19 protein-coding genes, 1 tRNA gene and 1 other RNA gene are annotated in these 17,545 nt (G+C 68.9%); 18 read left to right on the forward strand and 3 right to left on the reverse strand.

Annotation, left to right across the window (positions count from 1 at the left end; genetic code table 11):
• Positions 1-202 precede the first annotated feature (202 nt).
• The 7 genes from ACFQUZ_RS28150 to ACFQUZ_RS28180 all read left to right on the forward strand — a co-directional run bounded on the left by ACFQUZ_RS28150 (position 203) and on the right by ACFQUZ_RS28180 (position 5,431).
• Positions 203-718: a PadR family transcriptional regulator gene (locus ACFQUZ_RS28150; protein ID WP_377447566.1), complete on the forward strand. Its 516-nt coding sequence runs from the start codon at positions 203-205 to the stop codon at positions 716-718.
• A gap of 52 nt (positions 719-770) precedes the next feature.
• Complete coding sequence (prfB, locus tag ACFQUZ_RS28155) at positions 771-1,892, forward strand: peptide chain release factor 2 (RefSeq protein WP_377447568.1); 1,122 nt, start codon at positions 771-773, stop codon at positions 1,890-1,892.
• 118 nt (positions 1,893-2,010) lie between these two features.
• Complete coding sequence (gene ftsE, locus ACFQUZ_RS28160; protein ID WP_377447570.1) at positions 2,011-2,691, forward strand: cell division ATP-binding protein FtsE; 681 nt, start codon at positions 2,011-2,013, stop codon at positions 2,689-2,691.
• 60 nt (positions 2,692-2,751) lie between these two features.
• Positions 2,752-3,627 carry a permease-like cell division protein FtsX gene (ftsX, locus tag ACFQUZ_RS28165; protein WP_377447571.1) on the forward strand — a complete coding sequence of 292 codons (876 nt, stop codon included), beginning with the start codon at positions 2,752-2,754 and terminating at the stop codon, positions 3,625-3,627.
• Positions 3,628-3,827: 200 nt separating this feature from the next.
• Positions 3,828-4,310: an SsrA-binding protein SmpB gene (gene smpB, locus ACFQUZ_RS28170; protein ID WP_377447574.1), complete on the forward strand. Its 483-nt coding sequence runs from the start codon at positions 3,828-3,830 to the stop codon at positions 4,308-4,310.
• Positions 4,311-4,427: 117 nt separating this feature from the next.
• Positions 4,428-4,803, forward strand: a transfer-messenger RNA (tmRNA) gene (gene ssrA / locus ACFQUZ_RS28175).
• 148 nt (positions 4,804-4,951) lie between these two features.
• Positions 4,952-5,431, forward strand: a complete 480-nt coding sequence (locus ACFQUZ_RS28180; RefSeq protein WP_377447576.1) for a hypothetical protein — start codon at positions 4,952-4,954, stop codon at positions 5,429-5,431.
• An 8-nt stretch (positions 5,432-5,439) separates the two neighbouring features.
• On the opposite strand, the gene mdlC is transcribed toward ACFQUZ_RS28180, so the two are convergent.
• Positions 5,440-7,035, reverse strand: a complete 1,596-nt coding sequence (gene mdlC / locus ACFQUZ_RS28185; RefSeq protein WP_377447578.1) for a benzoylformate decarboxylase — start codon at positions 7,033-7,035, stop codon at positions 5,440-5,442.
• Positions 7,036-7,110: 75 nt separating this feature from the next.
• On the reverse strand, positions 7,111-7,914 hold the full coding sequence (locus tag ACFQUZ_RS28190) for an S-methyl-5'-thioadenosine phosphorylase (RefSeq protein ID WP_377447580.1): 804 nt from the start codon (positions 7,912-7,914) through the stop codon (positions 7,111-7,113).
• A 227-nt stretch (positions 7,915-8,141) separates the two neighbouring features.
• Here ACFQUZ_RS28190 and ACFQUZ_RS28195 point away from each other — a divergent pair, with 227 nt between their 5' ends.
• Together ACFQUZ_RS28195 and ACFQUZ_RS28200 are read left to right on the forward strand one after the other, a co-directional pair.
• Positions 8,142-8,732: a YqgE/AlgH family protein gene (locus tag ACFQUZ_RS28195; RefSeq protein ID WP_377447582.1), complete on the forward strand. Its 591-nt coding sequence runs from the start codon at positions 8,142-8,144 to the stop codon at positions 8,730-8,732.
• A 102-nt stretch (positions 8,733-8,834) separates the two neighbouring features.
• Positions 8,835-8,907 (forward strand) — tRNA-Ala (locus ACFQUZ_RS28200).
• Positions 8,908-9,506: 599 nt separating this feature from the next.
• Here ACFQUZ_RS28200 and ACFQUZ_RS28205 read toward each other — a convergent pair.
• Positions 9,507-9,815: a lipopolysaccharide assembly LapA domain-containing protein gene (locus ACFQUZ_RS28205; RefSeq protein ID WP_377447584.1), complete on the reverse strand. Its 309-nt coding sequence runs from the start codon at positions 9,813-9,815 to the stop codon at positions 9,507-9,509.
• Positions 9,816-10,391: 576 nt separating this feature from the next.
• Here ACFQUZ_RS28205 and ACFQUZ_RS28210 point away from each other — a divergent pair.
• The 9 genes from ACFQUZ_RS28210 (at position 10,392) to ACFQUZ_RS28250 (ending at position 17,450) form a co-directional block, all read left to right on the forward strand.
• Entirely contained in the window at positions 10,392-11,120 is a 729-nt protein-coding gene (locus ACFQUZ_RS28210; protein ID WP_377447586.1) for a GAF and ANTAR domain-containing protein, read from the forward strand.
• An 81-nt stretch (positions 11,121-11,201) separates the two neighbouring features.
• Positions 11,202-11,933, forward strand: a complete 732-nt coding sequence (locus ACFQUZ_RS28215) for a GAF and ANTAR domain-containing protein (RefSeq protein WP_377447588.1) — start codon at positions 11,202-11,204, stop codon at positions 11,931-11,933.
• A gap of 218 nt (positions 11,934-12,151) precedes the next feature.
• Positions 12,152-12,874, forward strand: a complete 723-nt coding sequence (locus ACFQUZ_RS28220; protein WP_377447590.1) for a SigB/SigF/SigG family RNA polymerase sigma factor — start codon at positions 12,152-12,154, stop codon at positions 12,872-12,874.
• 550 nt (positions 12,875-13,424) lie between these two features.
• Entirely contained in the window at positions 13,425-14,462 is a 1,038-nt protein-coding gene (locus ACFQUZ_RS28225; RefSeq protein WP_377447592.1) for a fatty acid desaturase family protein, read from the forward strand.
• A gap of 180 nt (positions 14,463-14,642) precedes the next feature.
• Positions 14,643-15,044 carry a lipopolysaccharide assembly protein LapA domain-containing protein gene (locus ACFQUZ_RS28230; RefSeq protein ID WP_377447594.1) on the forward strand — a complete coding sequence of 134 codons (402 nt, stop codon included), beginning with the start codon at positions 14,643-14,645 and terminating at the stop codon, positions 15,042-15,044.
• A 68-nt stretch (positions 15,045-15,112) separates the two neighbouring features.
• Positions 15,113-15,601 (forward strand): DUF5994 family protein, encoded by a 489-nt coding sequence (locus tag ACFQUZ_RS28235; protein ID WP_377447596.1) that lies wholly within the window; start codon positions 15,113-15,115, stop codon positions 15,599-15,601.
• Positions 15,602-15,730: 129 nt separating this feature from the next.
• On the forward strand, positions 15,731-16,231 hold the full coding sequence (locus ACFQUZ_RS28240) for an inorganic diphosphatase (RefSeq protein ID WP_377447598.1): 501 nt from the start codon (positions 15,731-15,733) through the stop codon (positions 16,229-16,231).
• Positions 16,232-16,266: 35 nt separating this feature from the next.
• Positions 16,267-16,440 carry a hypothetical protein gene (locus ACFQUZ_RS28245; RefSeq protein WP_170863486.1) on the forward strand — a complete coding sequence of 58 codons (174 nt, stop codon included), beginning with the start codon at positions 16,267-16,269 and terminating at the stop codon, positions 16,438-16,440.
• Positions 16,437-17,450, forward strand: coding sequence for a glycosyltransferase family 4 protein (locus ACFQUZ_RS28250; RefSeq protein WP_377447601.1), 1,014 nt, complete (start codon positions 16,437-16,439; stop codon positions 17,448-17,450). The genes ACFQUZ_RS28245 and ACFQUZ_RS28250 overlap by 4 nt, the downstream gene beginning before the upstream one ends.
• The last annotated feature ends 95 nt before the right edge of the window (positions 17,451-17,545 follow it).

Raw genomic sequence — 17,545 nt, forward strand, 5'->3', positions numbered from 1 at the left:
GGTGCGGGGTATGGGTGGGTGGGGGTGTTTTGGGGGGATCGGGGGGTTCTGGGGTGGTTGGAGGGTGCGGTGAGGTGGGTGTCGAGAGATCGATCGTCCTCAACCGACTGTCGTCCAAAGACAGTGCACAATGGAAAGGGAAGATCGGACGGATCATGTCAAATCCTGGACGCCGAGTCGACAAAGTGGCAGCGTAGAGGCCATGGCGGAAACAGCTATCAACCCGACGGCGGCGGCCCTGCTGGGGCTCCTGCACGAGGGTCCCATGACGGGCGGCCAGTTGATGGCCGCCGCCGAGCGGCGTCTCGGCCCGTACTGGTCGATGACCCGCAGTCAGGTCTACCGCGAACTGCCCGTGCTGGCCGACCAGGGCCTGGTCCGGATGGGTAAGCCCGGCCCCCGGTCCAGCCAGCCGTACGCGATCACCGCCGCCGGCAAGCGCACCTTCTCCCGTTGGCTCACCGAGCACCCCGGCCGGGACGCGCTGCGCAACCCGGTCGCGCTGCGGGTGGCTTTCGGGCCGCTGCACACCACCGCCCAGCTCAAGGCGCTCTACTCGACCGCGAACGAGTACCACACCGAGGCGCTGGCCTTCGTGCGCGAGCAGGCCAAGGAGTCCAAGAAGGCCGGCGACAAGTATGGCGCGGCCGCCCTGGAGTTCGCCGTCGCGTACCACAAGGCGGCGCTGTCGTGGCTCAAGTCCGGGCCTACCAGCTAAGAGTGCCGGGCGGTGCCCGGTTCTCCCGGCCGGCGACGTATTCTCGATGGTTGTGACCGCTGCCGACTACGCCGACCAGCTCAAGGACCTCGACGCGACGATGCGCTCGATCGAGGCCGTCCTCGACGTCGACAAGCTACGCCGGGACAAGGCCCGGCTGGAGGAGGCGGCGTCCGCCCCGGACCTGTGGGACGACCAGGCCCGGGCCCAGCAGGTGACCTCCCAGCTCTCGTACGTAAACGGGGAGATCGACAAGCTGTCGACCCTGCGCTCGCGGCTGGACGACGCCCGGGTGTTGCTCGAACTCGCCGAGGCCGAGGACGACCCCGGCACCCTGGCCGAGGTGGAAACCGAGATAGCCGGGCTGACCAAGGCCATCGAGGAGATGGAGGTCCGCACCCTGCTCTCCGGCGAGTACGACTCGCGGGAGGCGTTGGTCGCCATCCGGGCCGGGGCGGGCGGGGTGGACGCGGCGGACTTCGCCGAGATGCTGCTGCGGATGTACCTGCGCTGGGCCGAACGGCACGGCTATCCCACCGAGGTCTACGAGACGTCGTACGCCGAGGAGGCCGGCCTCAAGTCCGCGACCTTCACGGTGAAGGTCCCGTACGCCTACGGCACGCTGAGTGTCGAGGCGGGTACCCACCGGCTGGTCCGGATCAGCCCGTTCGACAACCAGGGCCGCCGGCAGACCAGCTTCGCCGGGGTCGAGGTGCTGCCGGTGGTGGAGCAGACCGACCACATCGACATTCCCGAGAACGAGATGCGGATTGACGTCTACCGTTCGTCAGGGCCCGGTGGACAGAGCGTCAACACGACCGACTCTGCGGTACGGATCACACACGTGCCCACCGGCATCGTCGTGACCTGCCAGAACGAGAAGTCGCAACTGCAGAACAAGGCGTCGGCGCTGCGCGTGCTCCAGGCCCGGCTGCTGGAGCGCAAGCGCCAGGAGGAGCAGGCCAAGCTGCAGGGCCTCAAGGCGGACGCCGCCGGTTCCTGGGGTGACCAGATGCGGTCCTACGTGCTGCACCCGTACCAGATGGTGAAGGACCTACGGACGGAGCAGGAGACCGGGAACCCCACCTCGGTTTTCGACGGGGACCTGGACAGCTTCATCGAGGCCGGCATCCGCTGGCGGAAGCGGCAGCAGTTGGAGGTCGACGCGGGGTGATCACGGGGGAACTCCGGATGGTTCGATGGTGGCGACAAATTTCACCTAACTGACAACATCCGGCCGGGGGTGGGCACCGGACTTGGCGTATCAGTTACACGGCGTAGACTCACCACCCGTGATTCAGCTCGAGCAAGTGACCAAGACGTACCCGAAGGCGTCCCGGCCGTCGTTGGACAACGTGTCGGTGGGGATCGAGAAGGGTGAGTTCGTCTTCTTCATCGGCCCGTCCGGCTCCGGTAAGTCCACGATCATCAAGCTGCTGCTCCACGAAGTCACCCCGAACAAGGGCAAGGTCGTGGTCAACAGCCGGGACGTCACGTCCATGCGCTCGTGGAAGATCCCGAACTTCCGGCGGTCGATCGGTTGCGTCTTCCAGGACTTCCGGTTGCTTCCCAACCGCACCGCGTACGAGAACGTGGCGTTCGCGCTCGAGGTGATCGGCAAGACCAAGGCGGTGGCCCGCCGGGTCGTGCCCGAGGTGCTGGAGCTGGTCGGCCTGGGCGGCAAGGAGCACCGCTACCCGCACGAGCTCTCCGGCGGTGAGCAGCAGCGGGTGGCCGTCGCCCGGGCATTCGTGAATCGACCGCTGATCCTGCTGGCGGACGAGCCGACCGGAAACCTGGACCCCGACACGTCGATCGAGATCATGCGGCTGCTGGACCGGATCAACCGCACGGGCACGACGGTCGTCATGGTCACCCACGACTCCAACATCGTGAACCAGATGCGACGTCGGGTCATCGAGATCGAGAGCGGACGGATCGTCCGTGACCAGGCCCGTGGCGTCTACGGCTGACCCCTCGCCGCGCCCTGACCCGACCCCGAACCACCAGCGGAGATCCGGAAGGAACCCCCGATGCGCCTGAAGTACGTCCTGTCCGAGGTGCTCGTCGGACTATGGCGAAACGTCACAATGACGGTCGCGATGATCATTACCATGATGGTGTCGCTCGCCATGCTGGGTACCAGCGGCCTGATGTACCTCCAGGTCAACAACATGAAGGACTGGTACTACGAGAAGATCGAGGTGTCGATCTTCCTCAAGCAGGACGCCACCCCGGAGCAGAAGGACGAGCTCAAGACGCAGCTGGACAGCGACCCGCTGGTCCGGGAGGTCTACTTCGAGTCGCGTGATGAGGCGCTCACGAAGTTCAAGGAGATGTACCGGGACGCCCCCGACCTGGTGGGCGCGGTCACCGCGGCTCAGTTGCCCGAGTCGTACCGGGTCAAGCTCAACAACCCGGAGCAGTTCACCGCCATCTACGACAAGTACAAGAGCACCGCGGGCATCGACCAGATCATCGACCAGCGGAAACTGCTGGACAAGGTCTTCAACATCCTCGGCTCGGTGCAGAAGATGGCGCTCGGTGCGGCAGCCCTGATGGCGCTTGCCGCGTTACTGCTGGTGGCAAACACGATCCAGGTCGCCGCGTACAGCAAACGCCGTGAGGTCGCGGTCATGAAACTCGTCGGCGCCTCCAACTGGTTCATCCAGGCCCCGTTCGTGCTGGAGGCTGTCTTCGCCGGCCTGATCGGCTCGATTCTGGCGTTCGGCATGCTGGCGCTCGGTAAGGCGGTGCTGCTGGACGGCTCCTTGCGGGAACTGACAAACCTGCTCACTCCGATCGAGTGGAGCACCGTGTTGCTCATGTTCCCGTTCATGGCGGGAGTCGGGAGCCTGATCAGCGCCATCACCGCGTGGGTCACGTTGCGCTTCTACCTGCGGGTCTAGGCGGGTCGGGGTTTCCGCCGGGCCCGCCCACTCTGGGCGGTCAGGCTTGATCCCGTCGTGGGCGGGCCCGGCGGAAACCCGAACACTCGGTCCTCGGCCGGGTCGCGGCGGTGTGCCCGAAATCGCTCCGACTGACCCGGTCAGGCTGGGTAGCATTGCTCGGTCTCCAGCGGATCATGAGCGAGAGGGGAGTGGCGCGGATGCCACGGGAGAAGGGGCGCAAGGTCGTCGCCTCCAACCGCAAGGCGCGCCACGACTACGCGATCCTCGACACCTACGAGGCCGGCATGGCGCTCACCGGCACCGAGGTCAAGTCGCTGCGAGCCGGACGGGCGTCCCTGGTGGACGCGTTCGCCCAGGAGCGCGACGGTGAGTTGTTCCTGCACGGCATGCACATCCCCGAGTACACCCAGGGCACCTGGACCAACCACGAGCCCCGGCGCACCCGCAAGCTGCTGCTCAACCGCATCGAGATCGACCGTCTGATCGGCAAGCTGCGGGAGAGCGGGCTCACCCTGGTGCCGCTGTCGGTGTACTTCTCCGACGGCTGGGCAAAGGTCGAGGTCGGCCTCGCCAAGGGCAAGAAGTCGTACGACAAGCGCCAGGATCTGGCCAAGCGGGACGCGGATCGGGAGATCGCCCGGGTGGTGGGCCGGCGCGGCAAGGGCATGCGTCGGATGTGAGCCTCGTCCCGAAATGTCTGATTTGCTGGCGAGGCGGCGTGGTATCCGGGATGAAGTCGGGCCGGGCAGGCGTTAAGCTTGACGGGCCGGAGATCGTTCGGCACGCAACATCATCCAGGGGGTGACTGGTTTCGACTTCGTGCGTTGAGGCAGGGGAAGCGAGCCGAGGAAGCCGACGTCGTCTCGATAATCGGTCGTCGGAAACCTATAAGCGCCAAGGTTAATCGCGCTAACTACGCTCTCGCCGCCTGAGGCGAGTAGCTAGTTTGTCGGCCTGGGAGTGCCTTCGACCCAGTTAGCCGGCATCAGCTAGAAGGCTGGCCAATCGGACCCGGTCGCGGGGTCCGTGCGGCGAGATCAATCAGCGACTGGGCCCGTCACACCGACTCGCTCGCGTGATCGGAGGGGCCGAGTAGAGGCACAGCGAGCTGCGCTCGGAGAAGCCCTGACGAGGCGGCGAAGGACCCGGGTTCGATTCCCGGCACCTCCACCGCGCGGCGGCCCCACCCGGTTCGGGTGGGGCCGCCGTTGTCTGTGTGCCCGGTGGGTCAATCGGAGCAGATGAGGCAGCTCAGAGGGCTGGACGCGGGGCTGCGTCGAGCGCACCATCTCCTCACAGGTGCGGCGCGAGGAGGTGCGTCTTGACGACCATTCCGGTGCGCCCCCCGGCCTCCATGTCGCCCGGTTCGACGCGCGTGTCCCTGCGGGCCGCGCGCGCCCACCGGGCCACCCTGCTTACCGACATCCAGAACGTCGAACGCGCCCTCGCCGCCCCCGCCGGCCACCCGATGTGGCGGCAGCGGGTCAGCGTGCGGCTGGCCGGCCTCGGCCGGGCGTTCGGCGAACACATGGTGGTCACCGAGGGGCCGGACGGGCTGTACGCCGAGTTGTTGGATCACGCTCCGCGGCTGGCCCGCGCGGTGCACGTGCTGATCCGGGAGCACGCCGCCGTGCTGGCCTCGGTCGCGGCGTTGCGGCAACGGGTGGATCATCCCCAGACCACCGTCGACGAGATCCGGACCTGGGGTGGCGATCTGCTGCGGGAGTTGTCTCGGCACCGGCAGCGCGGAGCGGATCTCGTCTACCAGGCGTACCAGATCGACATCGGCGGCGAAACCTGACGGCTGCCTCAGAGGATGTCCGGCACCTCGCCGGTGACCGGCGCCGCCAGCACCGTCGGCCCGGTCCCGGCCAGTCCGGCGCGTACCGCAGCACCGACCGCCTCCGCCGTCTCGACGGTCGACGTGCGGCAGCCGTACCCCCGGGCGACGGTGAGCAGGTCGAGGCCGGGCAGATCCAGGCCGGGAACGTCGGGTGTTCTCTCGTGCCGGGCGAACGCCTTGAGGATCCCGTACTGCTGGTTGACCGGCACCAGGACGACCAGGGGAAGCCGCTGGCGAGCCGCCGTCCACAGCGCCTGGACGGAGTAGTGGAACGACCCGTCGCCGATCACGGCGAGCACCGGCCGATGCCGGCCGGTGTCCCGCTCGGCCAGTGCGACACCCACCGCCGCCGGCAGTCCGAACCCGAGGCCGCCACTGGCCATCGTGAAGTACGACCGGGGCCGGGTGACCGGCAACCGGCGGCGCAACGCCGCGAGGTTGGACGGCGTCTCCTGCACGAGTACGCCGTCGGCCGGCCAGTGCGCGGCGAGCGCGGCGAACAAGGCATCCGGGGTCGGCGGCTGGCCGAACTCCGGCGGCGGGAGGGGCTGCCGGGCGGGTGGCGGCAACCGGTCGGCGACCGGGAGCAACTCGGTGAGCGCGCGGCAGGCGAGCCGGCTGTGCGCCAGCAGGCTGTCCCCGACCGGTGCGCGGGCCACCTCCGCCGGGTCGTCGGTGATGTGCAGCAGCCGGGCTCCGACGGGCAGGTAGCTGCCCGGCACGTGCGGGTAGTAGCGGAACACCGGGGCGCCGACCACGAGGACGGTGTCGTGGCCGCGGAGCCGCTCCGCCAGCGGGGCGATGGCGAACGGCAGCACCCCTTGGAACTGTGGGTGGTCCTCGGGAAAGCCGGCCCGTTCCGACGACGGAGCCGACCAGACCGGGGCGCGCAGTCGTTCGGCGAGTGCCACCGCCTCGGCCCACCCTCCGTCGCGGTCGATGCCACCACCCACCACCAGCACCGGGTTGTCGCTGCCGGCCAGCACCTCGGCGATGTCGCGCAACTGCTCCGGATCGGGACCGAACCGGGTGCTGATCCGCCGTTCCGGTGGGCCCTCCTCCGCGGGCTGCCGCCAGTCGTCGAGCGGCAGGGACAGCAGCACCGGTCCGGACGGCGGCTGTATCGCGAGTGCGTACCCGCGCAGCAGCGCCGCCGGGACGTCCTGCGCACGCGGCGGCTCGTAGCTCCACTTCACGTACGGCTGGGCCAGCTCGGTGGCGCGGATGCTGGTCAACCGCGGCTCGGTGACAAGCATGCCGCGGGCCTGCTGGCCGGCGGTGACCAGCAGTGGGGTCTTGTTGTGCCAGGCGGTGGCCAGGTTGCCCATGCCGTTGCCCACGCCGGGAGCGGTGTGCAGGTTGACATGCGCGGCCCGGCCGGTTGCCTGGGCGTAGCCGTCGGCCATGGCCACCGCCGACGCCTCCTGCAGGGCCAGCACGTACCTGAAATCGGCCGGAAAGTCGGCCAGGAACGGCTCCTCGGTCGACCCGGGATTACCGAAGACCGTGGTCAGATCCAGCGCCCGCAACAGGTCGTAGGTCGCCTCGCGTACCGTCGTCATGGCTCGGGCACCTCCGCGTCCCGACCCTACCGACCATGGGCGCCGGATAATTGGTAACCCGGATCATCCCGACGATCACGGCAGGTCGAGCGGGAGGGTGATTCCGTCCAGGCTGTGCCGGCAGCGGCAGTCGTGCCCGGTCGGCAGTTGGGCGATCGCGCGCAACAGCAGATCACGCAGGGTCGAGATGTTCTCGGCGAAGACCTTGAAGACCTCGTCCTGGGTCACTCCCTGGCCCGATTCCACCCCCGCGTCGTAGTCGGTGACCAGGGCCACCGAGGTGTAGCAGAGGGCGAGTTCCCGGGCGAGCACGGCCTCCGGGTGGCCGGTCATGTTGATGATCGAACCGCCCGCCGAGGCGTACCACTGCGACTCGGCCCGGGTGGAGAAGCGCGGGCCCTCCACGACGACCATGGTCCCGCCGTCGTGCGCGCTGATTCCCTCCCGGCGAGCCGTGTCCAGGACCGTCGCCCGGCCCGTCGGACAGTACGGATCGGCGAACGGCACGTGCACCGCGCCACGGTCGAAGTAGGTCTGGATCCGGCCGCTCGTCCGGTCGATCATCTGGTCGGGCACCACGAACGCGCCGGGTCCGAATTCCGGGCGCAGCCCGCCGACCGCGCACGGGGCGAGGATCTGTCGAACCCCGATCGAGCGCAGCGCCCACATGTTGGCCCGGTACGGGATGAGGTGCGGCGGATGCCGGTGGTCGCGACCGTGCCGGGGAAGGAACGCGACCGACCGACCGTCCACCTCGGCCAGCATGATGGGATCCGACGGTTCGCCGTACGGTGTCTCCACCGGATGCGCGCGAACGTCGTCCATCAGGGCATACAGCCCCGACCCCCCGATGATCGCGAGTTCCGCGTGTGCCGCCACAGGCCCAGCCCTTCCAGTCGGGTTGCGGTCAATGTCCCCCCGCCCGGCCGTGCCGGGCCTCCAGACCTTAACCAGCCCGTGTGCCGCAGGCTATGGTGCGGTGCATGACGTTGACGGTGTGGGTGCCGACGGTCGCCGGTCCGGTCCCGGACGCCCTACCTGTGCCGCGGCGGCGCGCCCGGGGGACTCGGGCCGGCACCGGGGTGGACGGATAGCGGGTGGCTGGCATGCATTCAGAGGGGCAGGCGATCGGTGGGCGGTCCATGGAGTCGATGACCGGGCAACTGCTGGTCGCGACGCCGACACTCAAGGACCCCAACTTCGATCGCACCGTCGTGCTGCTCGTCGCCCACGAGCCTGGTGGTGCGTTGGGCGTGGTGCTCAACCGGGCCACGGAGGTGCCGGTGGCCGATGTTCTCGGCGACTGGGGACAACTCGCCGGCGAGCCGGCGGTGCTCTTCGAAGGCGGCCCGGTGCAGCCCGAGTCGGCGATCTGCCTGGCCCGGATGCGCACGGCGGGCCAGCGGGTGAAGGGCTTCAACCGGATCTCCGGGGCGGTCGGCACCGTCGACCTGTCGGTGGATCCGGAGCGACTCCGCCCGAGCATCACCGGGATCCGGGTGTTCGCCGGCTACTCCGGCTGGTCACCCGGCCAGGTGGAGGAGGAGATCGCCCGGGGCTCCTGGTTCGTGCTGGACGCGCTGCCGGGTGACCCGTTCGTGGACCGGCCGGACGATCTCTGGCCGATGGTGCTGCGCCGGCAGGGCGGCATCATGGCGGCGGTGGCGCACTTCCCGCCCGACGTCGCCCTCAACTGACCGGGGCGGGCCCGGCGCGCCGGCTCGGGGGTACCCGCTGGGAGCCGGGCTCGGGCGTGTGTATTATTTCGCGAGTGCCCGGGTGACCGGGCCGACCAGCAAGGGGCCGTGGCGCAGCTGGTAGCGCACCACACTGGCAGTGTGGGGGTCAGGGGTTCGAGTCCCCTCGGCTCCACCTAGCGTTTATGCAGGTCAATCGGCGTCAGTCATCGACTGGCGCCGATTGTTTGTGATCTTGTGGTCACAGCCGTGGTCACACCGCGCCCCACACTGCACTTCGACGATCGGTGTTGAGACTTCGTCCGAAACGGCCTCTGGCCAGGGATCTTTCGACTGCGTCGCCGGTCCGGGTGCTGCCGGGGCGGAATGTGGGGCGCAAACCAGTGTGGTACCCGGGTGCCGGCTCGTACCGTCAGATGCGGCACGGCCGTTGCTGGCGTCTCGTTCTTGTCGGTAAGCCACCGGCGCCGGGTGCATCGTGGGCTCGGATTCGGGGAGGATCTGCTGGACCTCTGGCATCGCCGCCGCGGCCCGGGACCCAACCGGCGGAACCGGCTTTCCCCGTGTGGATGTTGAGCATGAGATGTCGGATCCGGCCATGGTGTTCGAACAGGGTTAGGACGAGGCGAGGGAGTTCGGCGGCTGGTTCCCAGGACCAGCGGCCACCACCCGCCGTCCAGAACCGCCCGGTCGTGAGGGAGTGCGAGGACGAGCCGGGTGCGGAGGGCGCCGGTGCGGGGATCGTGGTGGCTGGTCGCGTGGTGATGGACACGCTCATTCGTCCCGATTCTCTGGGCGGGGCGACAGCGGGACGCTGGCGATGCCGGTTGTCGGGTCGGGTCCGGGCCGGCCGTTCGGCTGCGTGGCGGGACGGCGGTCGAGCATCCTGAGCTGCACGATTCGGGCGGTGCCGGGCAGGGCGACGAGCAGGACCCCGAAGACGGCGGCCAGCAGCAGTGCCACCCCCATCGGCAGGGTGCCGTGTGCGCCGAGGAACGACACCTCGGCACGTTGTCCGTTCTGGAGTATGAAGATCAGGAGCAGCAGGAGCACGAACGCGAACACCACGGCAGCGACCCACACGCCTCCGATCCGTGAGCGCTTCACCGACGGCCGCCTGGGCATCGCACGAGGAGCATCACTGCCGCCGCGGCTATCTGGCGGGAAGAATCGAACATGACTGTTCCGGGGTGCGGTCATCACGAACCGCCGCCTTTCGATGAAGGTCTGGCATGCCTGGACGCCGTCTTGCGCTGACATGCCTGGATGAGGGTGGGCCTGCGGCGGGCTGTCGCGGTCCGGCGTGCCGGTGCTAGGGAGATGCCTGGCCAGGAACGCGACGGAGATCCGGCGACCTGACCGGCGGATGTGGTGTGGCGGGTGGCCAACACGGTGACCTCGATCGGTGGGGTGCGTCCGCCAGCGGCGAACTGTCAGCCACCGGGGTCCCGAGCGACACCGCAAGCGTACGCCTCCGCGACCGGATCGGCAGCCGCTGGCGCCGGCGCGGTCGGTGGGCCGCCGGTCGCGCGGTGGCGTCATGCGGGAGTACGGTGTGACCGTCGCCCGAGACTTCGGCGCCGTACGGCAGCGCGTCCGTTCGACTGATCCGGGTCGGAGTCAGCAGTGGACAGGAACAACCCGGGGCGTGGCGATCCGATGACCGCCGATCGCCGGCGGCGGCTGTGGGCCGTTGTCGTCGATGCCGCCCGGGGTGGCGCCGTCGCGGTCGATCATGTCTGCGCGGCGGCGGTATCGGTCGCCGGTGTCGATTCGGGGGCTGTCGCGGTGAGCCTCGACGCCACGCCGCGCGAACTGGTGTGTGCCACGGACCGGACGGCGTTGGAGCTGGAAGACCTGACCCTGACCCTCGGTGAGGGGCCGTGCGTGGACGCGACCACCGGTGGACCTGTCCTGGTCGGCGATCTGACCGTGCCGGAGTGCCGGAACCGCTGGCCGGTGTTCGCGCCAGCCGCGGTGCTCGCCGGGACCGGCGCGGTGTTCGCGTTGCCGTTACGGGTGGGCGGGATCCGCCTCGGTGTCCTGGACCTCTACCGGGCCTGTGCCGGTGACCTCGGGGCGGAGCAACTGGCCGACGCGCTGGTCCTGGCGGACACGGCATGCGCGGTGCTGCTGGACGACGCGACGCGCCACGGGGCGGACCGGGACGATCAGTGGCCCGAGCGGACCGGCCTGCACCACCCCGAGGTGCACCAGGCAACCGGAATGATCACGGTCCAGTTGGGAGTTTCCGCGGCGGTGGCGCTCATCCGGTTGCGCGCTTACGCGTACGCCCAGGACCGGCGCCTGCGGGATGTGGCAGCGGACGTCGTCGCCCGGCGCCTGCGTCTCGGACCGGCCGGGACAGCTGATGACCGACATGGGTGAACAAGCGATCGGCGCCGGGTCGGCGCGTTACGGACCACCGTCGGGCGACCGGCGGTACCACTGATTGACGAGGTGACTGACATGGCCGAGACCCCGCTGGCCGACGTTTTCGTGGAGATGGCCGACACTCTCATCGACGACTTTGACGTGATCGAGTTCCTGCACGTGCTGACCGAGAGATGTGTCGAGCTGCTGGGTGTGTCGGCGGCCGGGCTGCTCCTGACCGATCAACGCGACACGCTGCAGGTAGTAGCCGCCTCCTCCGAACGCACCCGACTGCTGGAGCTGTTCCAGCTCCAGACCGACCAGGGGCCCTGCCTCGACTGCTTCCATACCGGGCAACCGGTGTCGGTCGCTGACCTGACCCTGACCACTGCCCGATGGCCGAGGTTCACCGCCGCCGCGGCCGAGGTCGGCTTCGCCGCGGTGCATGCCCTGCCCATGCGCCTGCGCTCCGAGGTGATCGGCGCGCTGAACCTCTTCGACGTCCAGCCAGGGGCCATCGATGAGGACAAGCTCCGCATCGGTCAGGCGCTCGCCGACGTGGCCACCATCGGACTGCTGCAACACCGCGCCATCCATCAGCGCGACATCCTCACCGAACAGCTGCAGACCGCCCTGAACAGCCGGGTCCTGATCGAGCAGGCCAAGGGGATCCTTGCCGAACGCCTACAGGTGGACGTGGGCCAAGCCTTCGCGATACTGCGCGACGGCGCCCGCAGCCGCAACCGGCGACTGTCCGAACTGTCCCAGGCGATCGTCGACGGCTCCGAGCAGTTCGCGTCGGTACCGGTCACCAACCCGCCCGGCTGACGACCAGCGCCACCGCCGAGTCGGTTCCCGAAGGCTTCAGGGGTGTCGGTCGGGGAGATGACGGCGTACGGTGGCGGTGTCGCCCGGGTCCCCGGTGGCCGCCAGTCTCGCCGCCACCAGCCCGTTAGGGGCGTAGAACAATGGTCACCACCATCGTGACACCCACGGCTGTTTTGTTTCCTCCGACGCTGAGCCCGGCCACGGGGGCCAGCGAACAAATGTTGCGTCTACGTGCAGCCCTGAACGTCGACGATCCCGAGCGTGCCCGGCTGCGAACCCGGATCATCGAGGCGAACCTGCCGATGGCCGGTCGACTGGCCCGCCGCTACGCCGGCCGCGGAGAGTCCTACGAGGACCTAGCTCAGGTTGGTGCGCTCGGCCTGATCAAAGCCGTCGATGGGTACGACACCAACCGGGGCGTGCCGTTCGCCAGCTACGCCATCCCGACCATCCTCGGCAGCATCCGACGGCACTTCCGCGATTCGGCCTGGGCGATCCGGGTGTCGCGAGCGGCGCAGGAACTGGGCGCCCGGGTGCCCGAGGCCCGGGGCAAGCTCGGGCAGCAGCACCGTCGCGAACCGACTGACGGAGAACTCGCCGATTACCTGGAGGTGACCGTCGCCCAGCTCATGGCCGCCGTCGCCGCCTCCGATGTCTACCGGCCGCAGTCGTTGAACGAGCCACGGCCCGGGGGCAACGGCATCGAGCGGCACGCGCACATCGGCACCGCCGATCCGGGATACGCGGCGGTGGACGACCACCTCACCCTCCGACTGCTCCTCGCGGCGCTTCCGCCACGCGAGCGTCGGATCCTGACCATGCGGTTCTACGGCGACCTGACCCAGGCGCAGATCGCCACCCGGGTCGGGCTGTCCCAGATGCACGTCTCCCGGCTGCTGAAACGCTCGCTGACCCAACTGAGAGCCGGGATGCTCCGCTGACCTGTAGTCAACCGGGACCAGCCCGTTTCGCAGTGGCCGGTAGCACGACTCTTCCGGACGGCCTTACCAGGGAGCATCCGATGAACATCGCCAGGCAGAAGACGTATTCTTCGCCAACGCGGCCAGCAGGTCAGGGCCGACCGGGTCGAGCGCGAGCTACCGGAGCGGGTGGACCCCGAAGAGCACGCTGGGCTGCTCGCCATCCTGCAGCTGGATCCGGCCGATCTCGCGAACGAGCCGTCCCCGTGAGGCGCGCTTCGCTCGGACCCTTCGCCAGGCCCACACCTCCTACCGCAGCGCCCCCGTGCTCCGGCGCTATTGAACCAATCCGCTGCGACGGGTTGGTCGAATGACGAAAATCGGAGGTGAAGAGGCGTCGGAGCCGGCCGCCTCGGGGTCGGCCACGGAGGAAGCGTGCGGCCCTGGTGCGGCGTGCCCGCCGGAGCCCGGTCCTGCGGCGGATGCCTCAACAGCTCCAGGCTCGTCTGACCGGATGGTCGAGCCGCCGGTGGGACAGGCAGACGGAGAAGGACCAGCGGGAGCAGCCATCATGAGCGATACCAGCCTCGGCACCGACGGTCAGCGGGGCAGCGACTACGCGAATTTGTCCCGGCTGGTCCGAGCGGCGGGTCTGCTCGGGCGACGGCGGGGCTACTACGCAGTGCGGATCGGCCTCGTCGTCGGTTCCTTCGCCGGATTGTGCGCCTTGTTCGTCCGATTGGGTGAATCGTGGTGGCAGCTCGGCATCGCGGTGGCTCTGGCGGTGGTCTTCGCGCAGGCCGGGTTCATCGGCCACGATGCGGGGCACCGGCAGATCGCCAGCTCGCGGCGCGGGAACGACCTGATCGGCATCGTGCACGGCAACCTCCTGACCGGGCTCAGCTACGGCTGGTGGGTGGACAAGCACAATCGGCACCACGCACACCCCAACACCGAGGGCAAGGACCCCGACATCACCGTGGCGCCCCTGGCCTTCACCGCCGACCAGGCCCACCATCAACGTGGACTCCGTGCGCTGCTCGTGCGCTACCAGGCATATCTGTTCTTCCCGTTGCTTCTGTTGGAAGGCCTGCACCTGCACCTCAACAGCGTGAAGGCGGTCCTCGGTCCGCGCCGCATCGCCCGCCGACCCGTCGAAGCCGGACTGCTGGCCCTGCACCTGGGCGGCTACCTGACTGCCGTGTTCCTGGTCCTGAACCCGGTACAGGCGGTCGCGTTCATCCTCGTCAACCAGGGCGTGCTCGGCCTCTATCTCGGCTGCTCCTTTGCCCCGAACCACAAGGGCATGCCCATCCTCGACGCCGACGACAACGTCGACTACCTCCGGCGGCAGGTTCTCACCTCCCGCAACGTCCGCGGCGGGCGGTTCATCGACATCATGCTCGGCGGTCTGAACTACCAGATCGAACACCACCTGTTCCCGAGCATGCCGTGCCCCAACCTGCGCCGCGCCCAACCCTTGATCAGGCGGTTCTGCGCCGAGCACGAGATCGACTACAGCGAAACCACGCTTGGCCGCTCCTGGGCCGAGGTACTGCGCCACCTGAACGAGATCGGATCTCCCGCACCTCCGGTCGCCACGCGTTGAGCTGCCGTGCGACCCGGGCGGGAGCTGAGGCGCCATCCTGAGCCTGTTTGTCCGGATCGCTAGATCCGACATCCCGGGCGTACCGATCAGCCACTCGGAGAGTATGCTGAGGATGTCGTCCTGGACCCCGGCGGCTCCGGTTCGCGTACTTCGCGCACCACCGTCGAGATGAGGTCCACAATGTCTAGGTTCACCGGCTCCGCCCGCTCCACCAACGTGCAGCCGGGCCCGCAGATCAACGACCGGCCCCGTCCTGTGCCGCGTGTCCGCGCCGGGGGTTCGCTTGTCGCGTTCGCAGCGTCCGCCGTGGTGCTGCTCCTGCTATTGATCTTCATCCTACAGAACGGTCAACGCACGGAGGTGCACTTCTTCGGCGCGCAGGGGCAACTGCCGATGGGAGTCGCGTTGCTGCTCGCTGCGGTGTTCGGTGTGCTGCTGGTGACCGTGCAAGCCACCGTGCGGCGCATCATCCAACTGCGGCTGTTGACCCGCAGGCACCGCATCACCTCCTACACCACCAACACCCGTCCGGACCCCGCCGACACCGACCCGGGCACCGACGTACCGGAGGGGCGGAACTGATGGTCCGCTCTGCCGAGGACCGCATGACGTGGGTCTGCACCGGTGAGCCGCCTACGGCACGCCTGCGGATGACCGACTCGCCGTCCAGCCGCGCGATGCTCGACGGCGGTTGGTGGCCCACCTCACGCGACCCGGTCGTCGAATTGTGCAGCCTGGTCACGGCGCTGACCGCACGGCGCGGTGGCGTGATCGAACGCATCATGCTGCAGCCGGCGGCCTGGGAAAGGCATCCGTGCCGCATCGGCGTCGGCGGTGCCGTGGTGCGAGTGGGCTGGTTCGCCACCCTCGGTGCCCAGTTGGTGATCATCACAGGCCGGCGGGATCTGCGGATCGACCTGGCCGTGATAGCACCCGAGACCACGTACGCCGCGGCGACGGCGGCCATGCTCGCGGCTTCCCGCCCCGCCAACACCACCCGCGCCGCCGACATCCTGTCCGTACCGCCCAGCCCTCGCTCACGACCGTTGGTCCCAGACGCCGACGATGTCGCCGTCTGGGAGACCGAAGGCGGCCATTTTCAACCCGATCGACACCCCACAGCGCCGGCCCGGGCCTGAACGCTCCAACCGGCCGGGTCGGCAGGCGCGGGGTCCGGGATCTCGGTTCGAGATCCCGGACCCCGAAGCCATCACCGACCAGACCGACAGCCGGCCGCCGACTGAAGGTCCGAGGAGCGGAGCAATCGCATGGAGTTCGACGTCACCATCGAGATTCCCAAGGGAACACGTAACAAATTCGAAATGGATCGCCGGACCGGCCGGATCCGACTGGACCGCACCCTGTTCACCGCTACCCAGTACCCGGCCGACTACGGCTTCATCGAACACACCCTCGGTGAAGACACCGACCCCCTTGACGCGCTGGTACTGGTACAGGAACCGACCTTTCCCGGCTGCCTCATCCGATGCCGGGCCATCGGCATGTTCCGCATGCGGGACGAGAAGGGGCCCGACCCGAAGGTGCTATGCGTGCCCACGGCTGACCCCCGCCTCGCGCACCTCGGCGACATCGCGGATCTGGAGCACTTCTACAAGCTGGAGATCCAACACTTCTTCGACGTGTACAAGGACCTCGAACCCGGCAAGAGCGTCGACACCGAACGCGGGATCTGGGCCGGCCGGACCGAAGCCGAGGCGGAGATCAAACACTCACAGGAACGCGCCCGCCAGTCCACCCCCTCCAGATGACCATGACCACGCCAGGCCGAGCCAGGGAGCATTCGATGAGCATCGCCAGGGACCGGATCGTCAATGTCCTTCGGGCCCGCGGCCAGCAGGTCAGGGCTGACTGGGTCGAGCGGGAACTGCCGGTGCGGGTGGACCTTCATGAGCACGTGGGGCTGCTCGCCACTCTGCGTCTTGATCCGGCCGAGCTTGCCGACGCATCGTCCCCGTGAGGGTTGCCCTGCTCGGTCCGGTCGCCTGGCGGACGCCCCCGCACCACTACGGCCCCTGGGAGCAGGTGACCGGCCTGCTCGCCGAAGGACTTGTCACCCGGGGCGTGGACGTGACCCTGTTCGCGACGCTGGACTCCGTCACCTCCGCCGCCCTTGACGGTGTGTGCCCCCGTGGGTACGCCGACGACGCGGCCATGGACGGCCGAGTGTGGGAGGCGATGCACGTCTCGCACGCGATGGCCCGCTCCGAGCAGTTCGACCTGGTGCACAGCCACCTCGACTGGCTGCCGCTGGCCTTCGCCGAACACTGCCGCGCTCCGCTGCTCACCACCGTGCACGGCTTCTCCGGTACGGGGATCCTCCCGGCGTACGCCCGGGCCCGCTCGTCCTACGTGTCGATCTCCGACGCCGACCGGAGCGCCGAACTCGACTACGTCGCGACGGTGCACCACGGCGTCGACCTCACCGGACTGCCGTTCACCCGCGACGCCGGCCCCGGACTGGTCGCCTTCGGCCGGATCCACCCCGACAAGGGCATCCACACGGCCATCGAGATCGCCCGTTGCGCCGGCCGCCCGCTGACCATCTGCGGCATCGTGCAGGACGAGCGTTACTTTGCCGAACAGGTGGCCCCGCACATCGACGGCGACCAGGTCGTCTTCCTCGGCTCGGTCGGCCCGAGACGGCGTGCGGAGGTGCTGGGCGCGAGCACCGCCCTGCTGCACCCGATCGCCTTCGACGAGCCGTTCGGACTGTCGGTCGTGGAGTCGATGGTCTGCGGCACGCCGGTCGTCGCGTACGCGCGAGGGTCGATGCCGGAGATCGTCGACGAGGGGGTGACGGGGTTCCTCGTGCACACCATCGAGCAGGCCGTCGACGCGGTCACCCGGGCCGGCGGGCTGGACCGGGCCGGCTGCCGGGCCCGGGCCCGGCAGCGCTTCGGCGTGGACCGGATGGTCACCGACTACCTGTCCGTCTACGACCACCTCACGCATCGACCGCACCGCTGAACCCGGCCACCGCCAACGAATCCGTTCCGCCGGCCACACACGCTGGCCGGCGGACGCCGTCACCGCGTGAGGCCGCCCCTGCAGTCAGGTGGCGG

Origin of the sequence: Plantactinospora sp. GCM10030261, from assembly GCF_042666615.1 — a bacterium.
Taxonomy (GTDB): domain Bacteria; phylum Actinomycetota; class Actinomycetes; order Mycobacteriales; family Micromonosporaceae; genus KBS50.

Bases quoted from the DNA above. Each gene is read 5' to 3' on its own strand.
- ACFQUZ_RS28230 (WP_377447594.1), top strand. From the start codon at position 14,643: ATGTCTAGGTTCACCGGCTCCGCCCGCTCCACCAACGTGCAGCCGGGC.
- ACFQUZ_RS28220 (WP_377447590.1), top strand. From the start codon at position 12,152: ATGTTGCGTCTACGTGCAGCCCTGAACGTCGACGATCCCGAGCGTGCC.
- ACFQUZ_RS28235 (WP_377447596.1), top strand. From the start codon at position 15,113: ATGACCGACTCGCCGTCCAGCCGCGCGATGCTCGACGGCGGTTGGTGG.
- mdlC (WP_377447578.1), bottom strand. From the start codon at position 7,035: ATGACGACGGTACGCGAGGCGACCTACGACCTGTTGCGGGCGCTGGAT.
- ACFQUZ_RS28215 (WP_377447588.1), top strand. From the start codon at position 11,202: ATGGCCGAGACCCCGCTGGCCGACGTTTTCGTGGAGATGGCCGACACT.
- ACFQUZ_RS28225 (WP_377447592.1), top strand. From the start codon at position 13,425: ATGAGCGATACCAGCCTCGGCACCGACGGTCAGCGGGGCAGCGACTAC.
- smpB (WP_377447574.1), top strand. From the start codon at position 3,828: ATGCCACGGGAGAAGGGGCGCAAGGTCGTCGCCTCCAACCGCAAGGCG.
- ACFQUZ_RS28210 (WP_377447586.1), top strand. From the start codon at position 10,392: ATGACCGCCGATCGCCGGCGGCGGCTGTGGGCCGTTGTCGTCGATGCC.
- ACFQUZ_RS28240 (WP_377447598.1), top strand. From the start codon at position 15,731: ATGGAGTTCGACGTCACCATCGAGATTCCCAAGGGAACACGTAACAAA.
- ACFQUZ_RS28195 (WP_377447582.1), top strand. From the start codon at position 8,142: ATGCATTCAGAGGGGCAGGCGATCGGTGGGCGGTCCATGGAGTCGATG.
- ftsX (WP_377447571.1), top strand. From the start codon at position 2,752: ATGCGCCTGAAGTACGTCCTGTCCGAGGTGCTCGTCGGACTATGGCGA.
- ACFQUZ_RS28245 (WP_170863486.1), top strand. From the start codon at position 16,267: ATGAGCATCGCCAGGGACCGGATCGTCAATGTCCTTCGGGCCCGCGGC.
- ACFQUZ_RS28150 (WP_377447566.1), top strand. From the start codon at position 203: ATGGCGGAAACAGCTATCAACCCGACGGCGGCGGCCCTGCTGGGGCTC.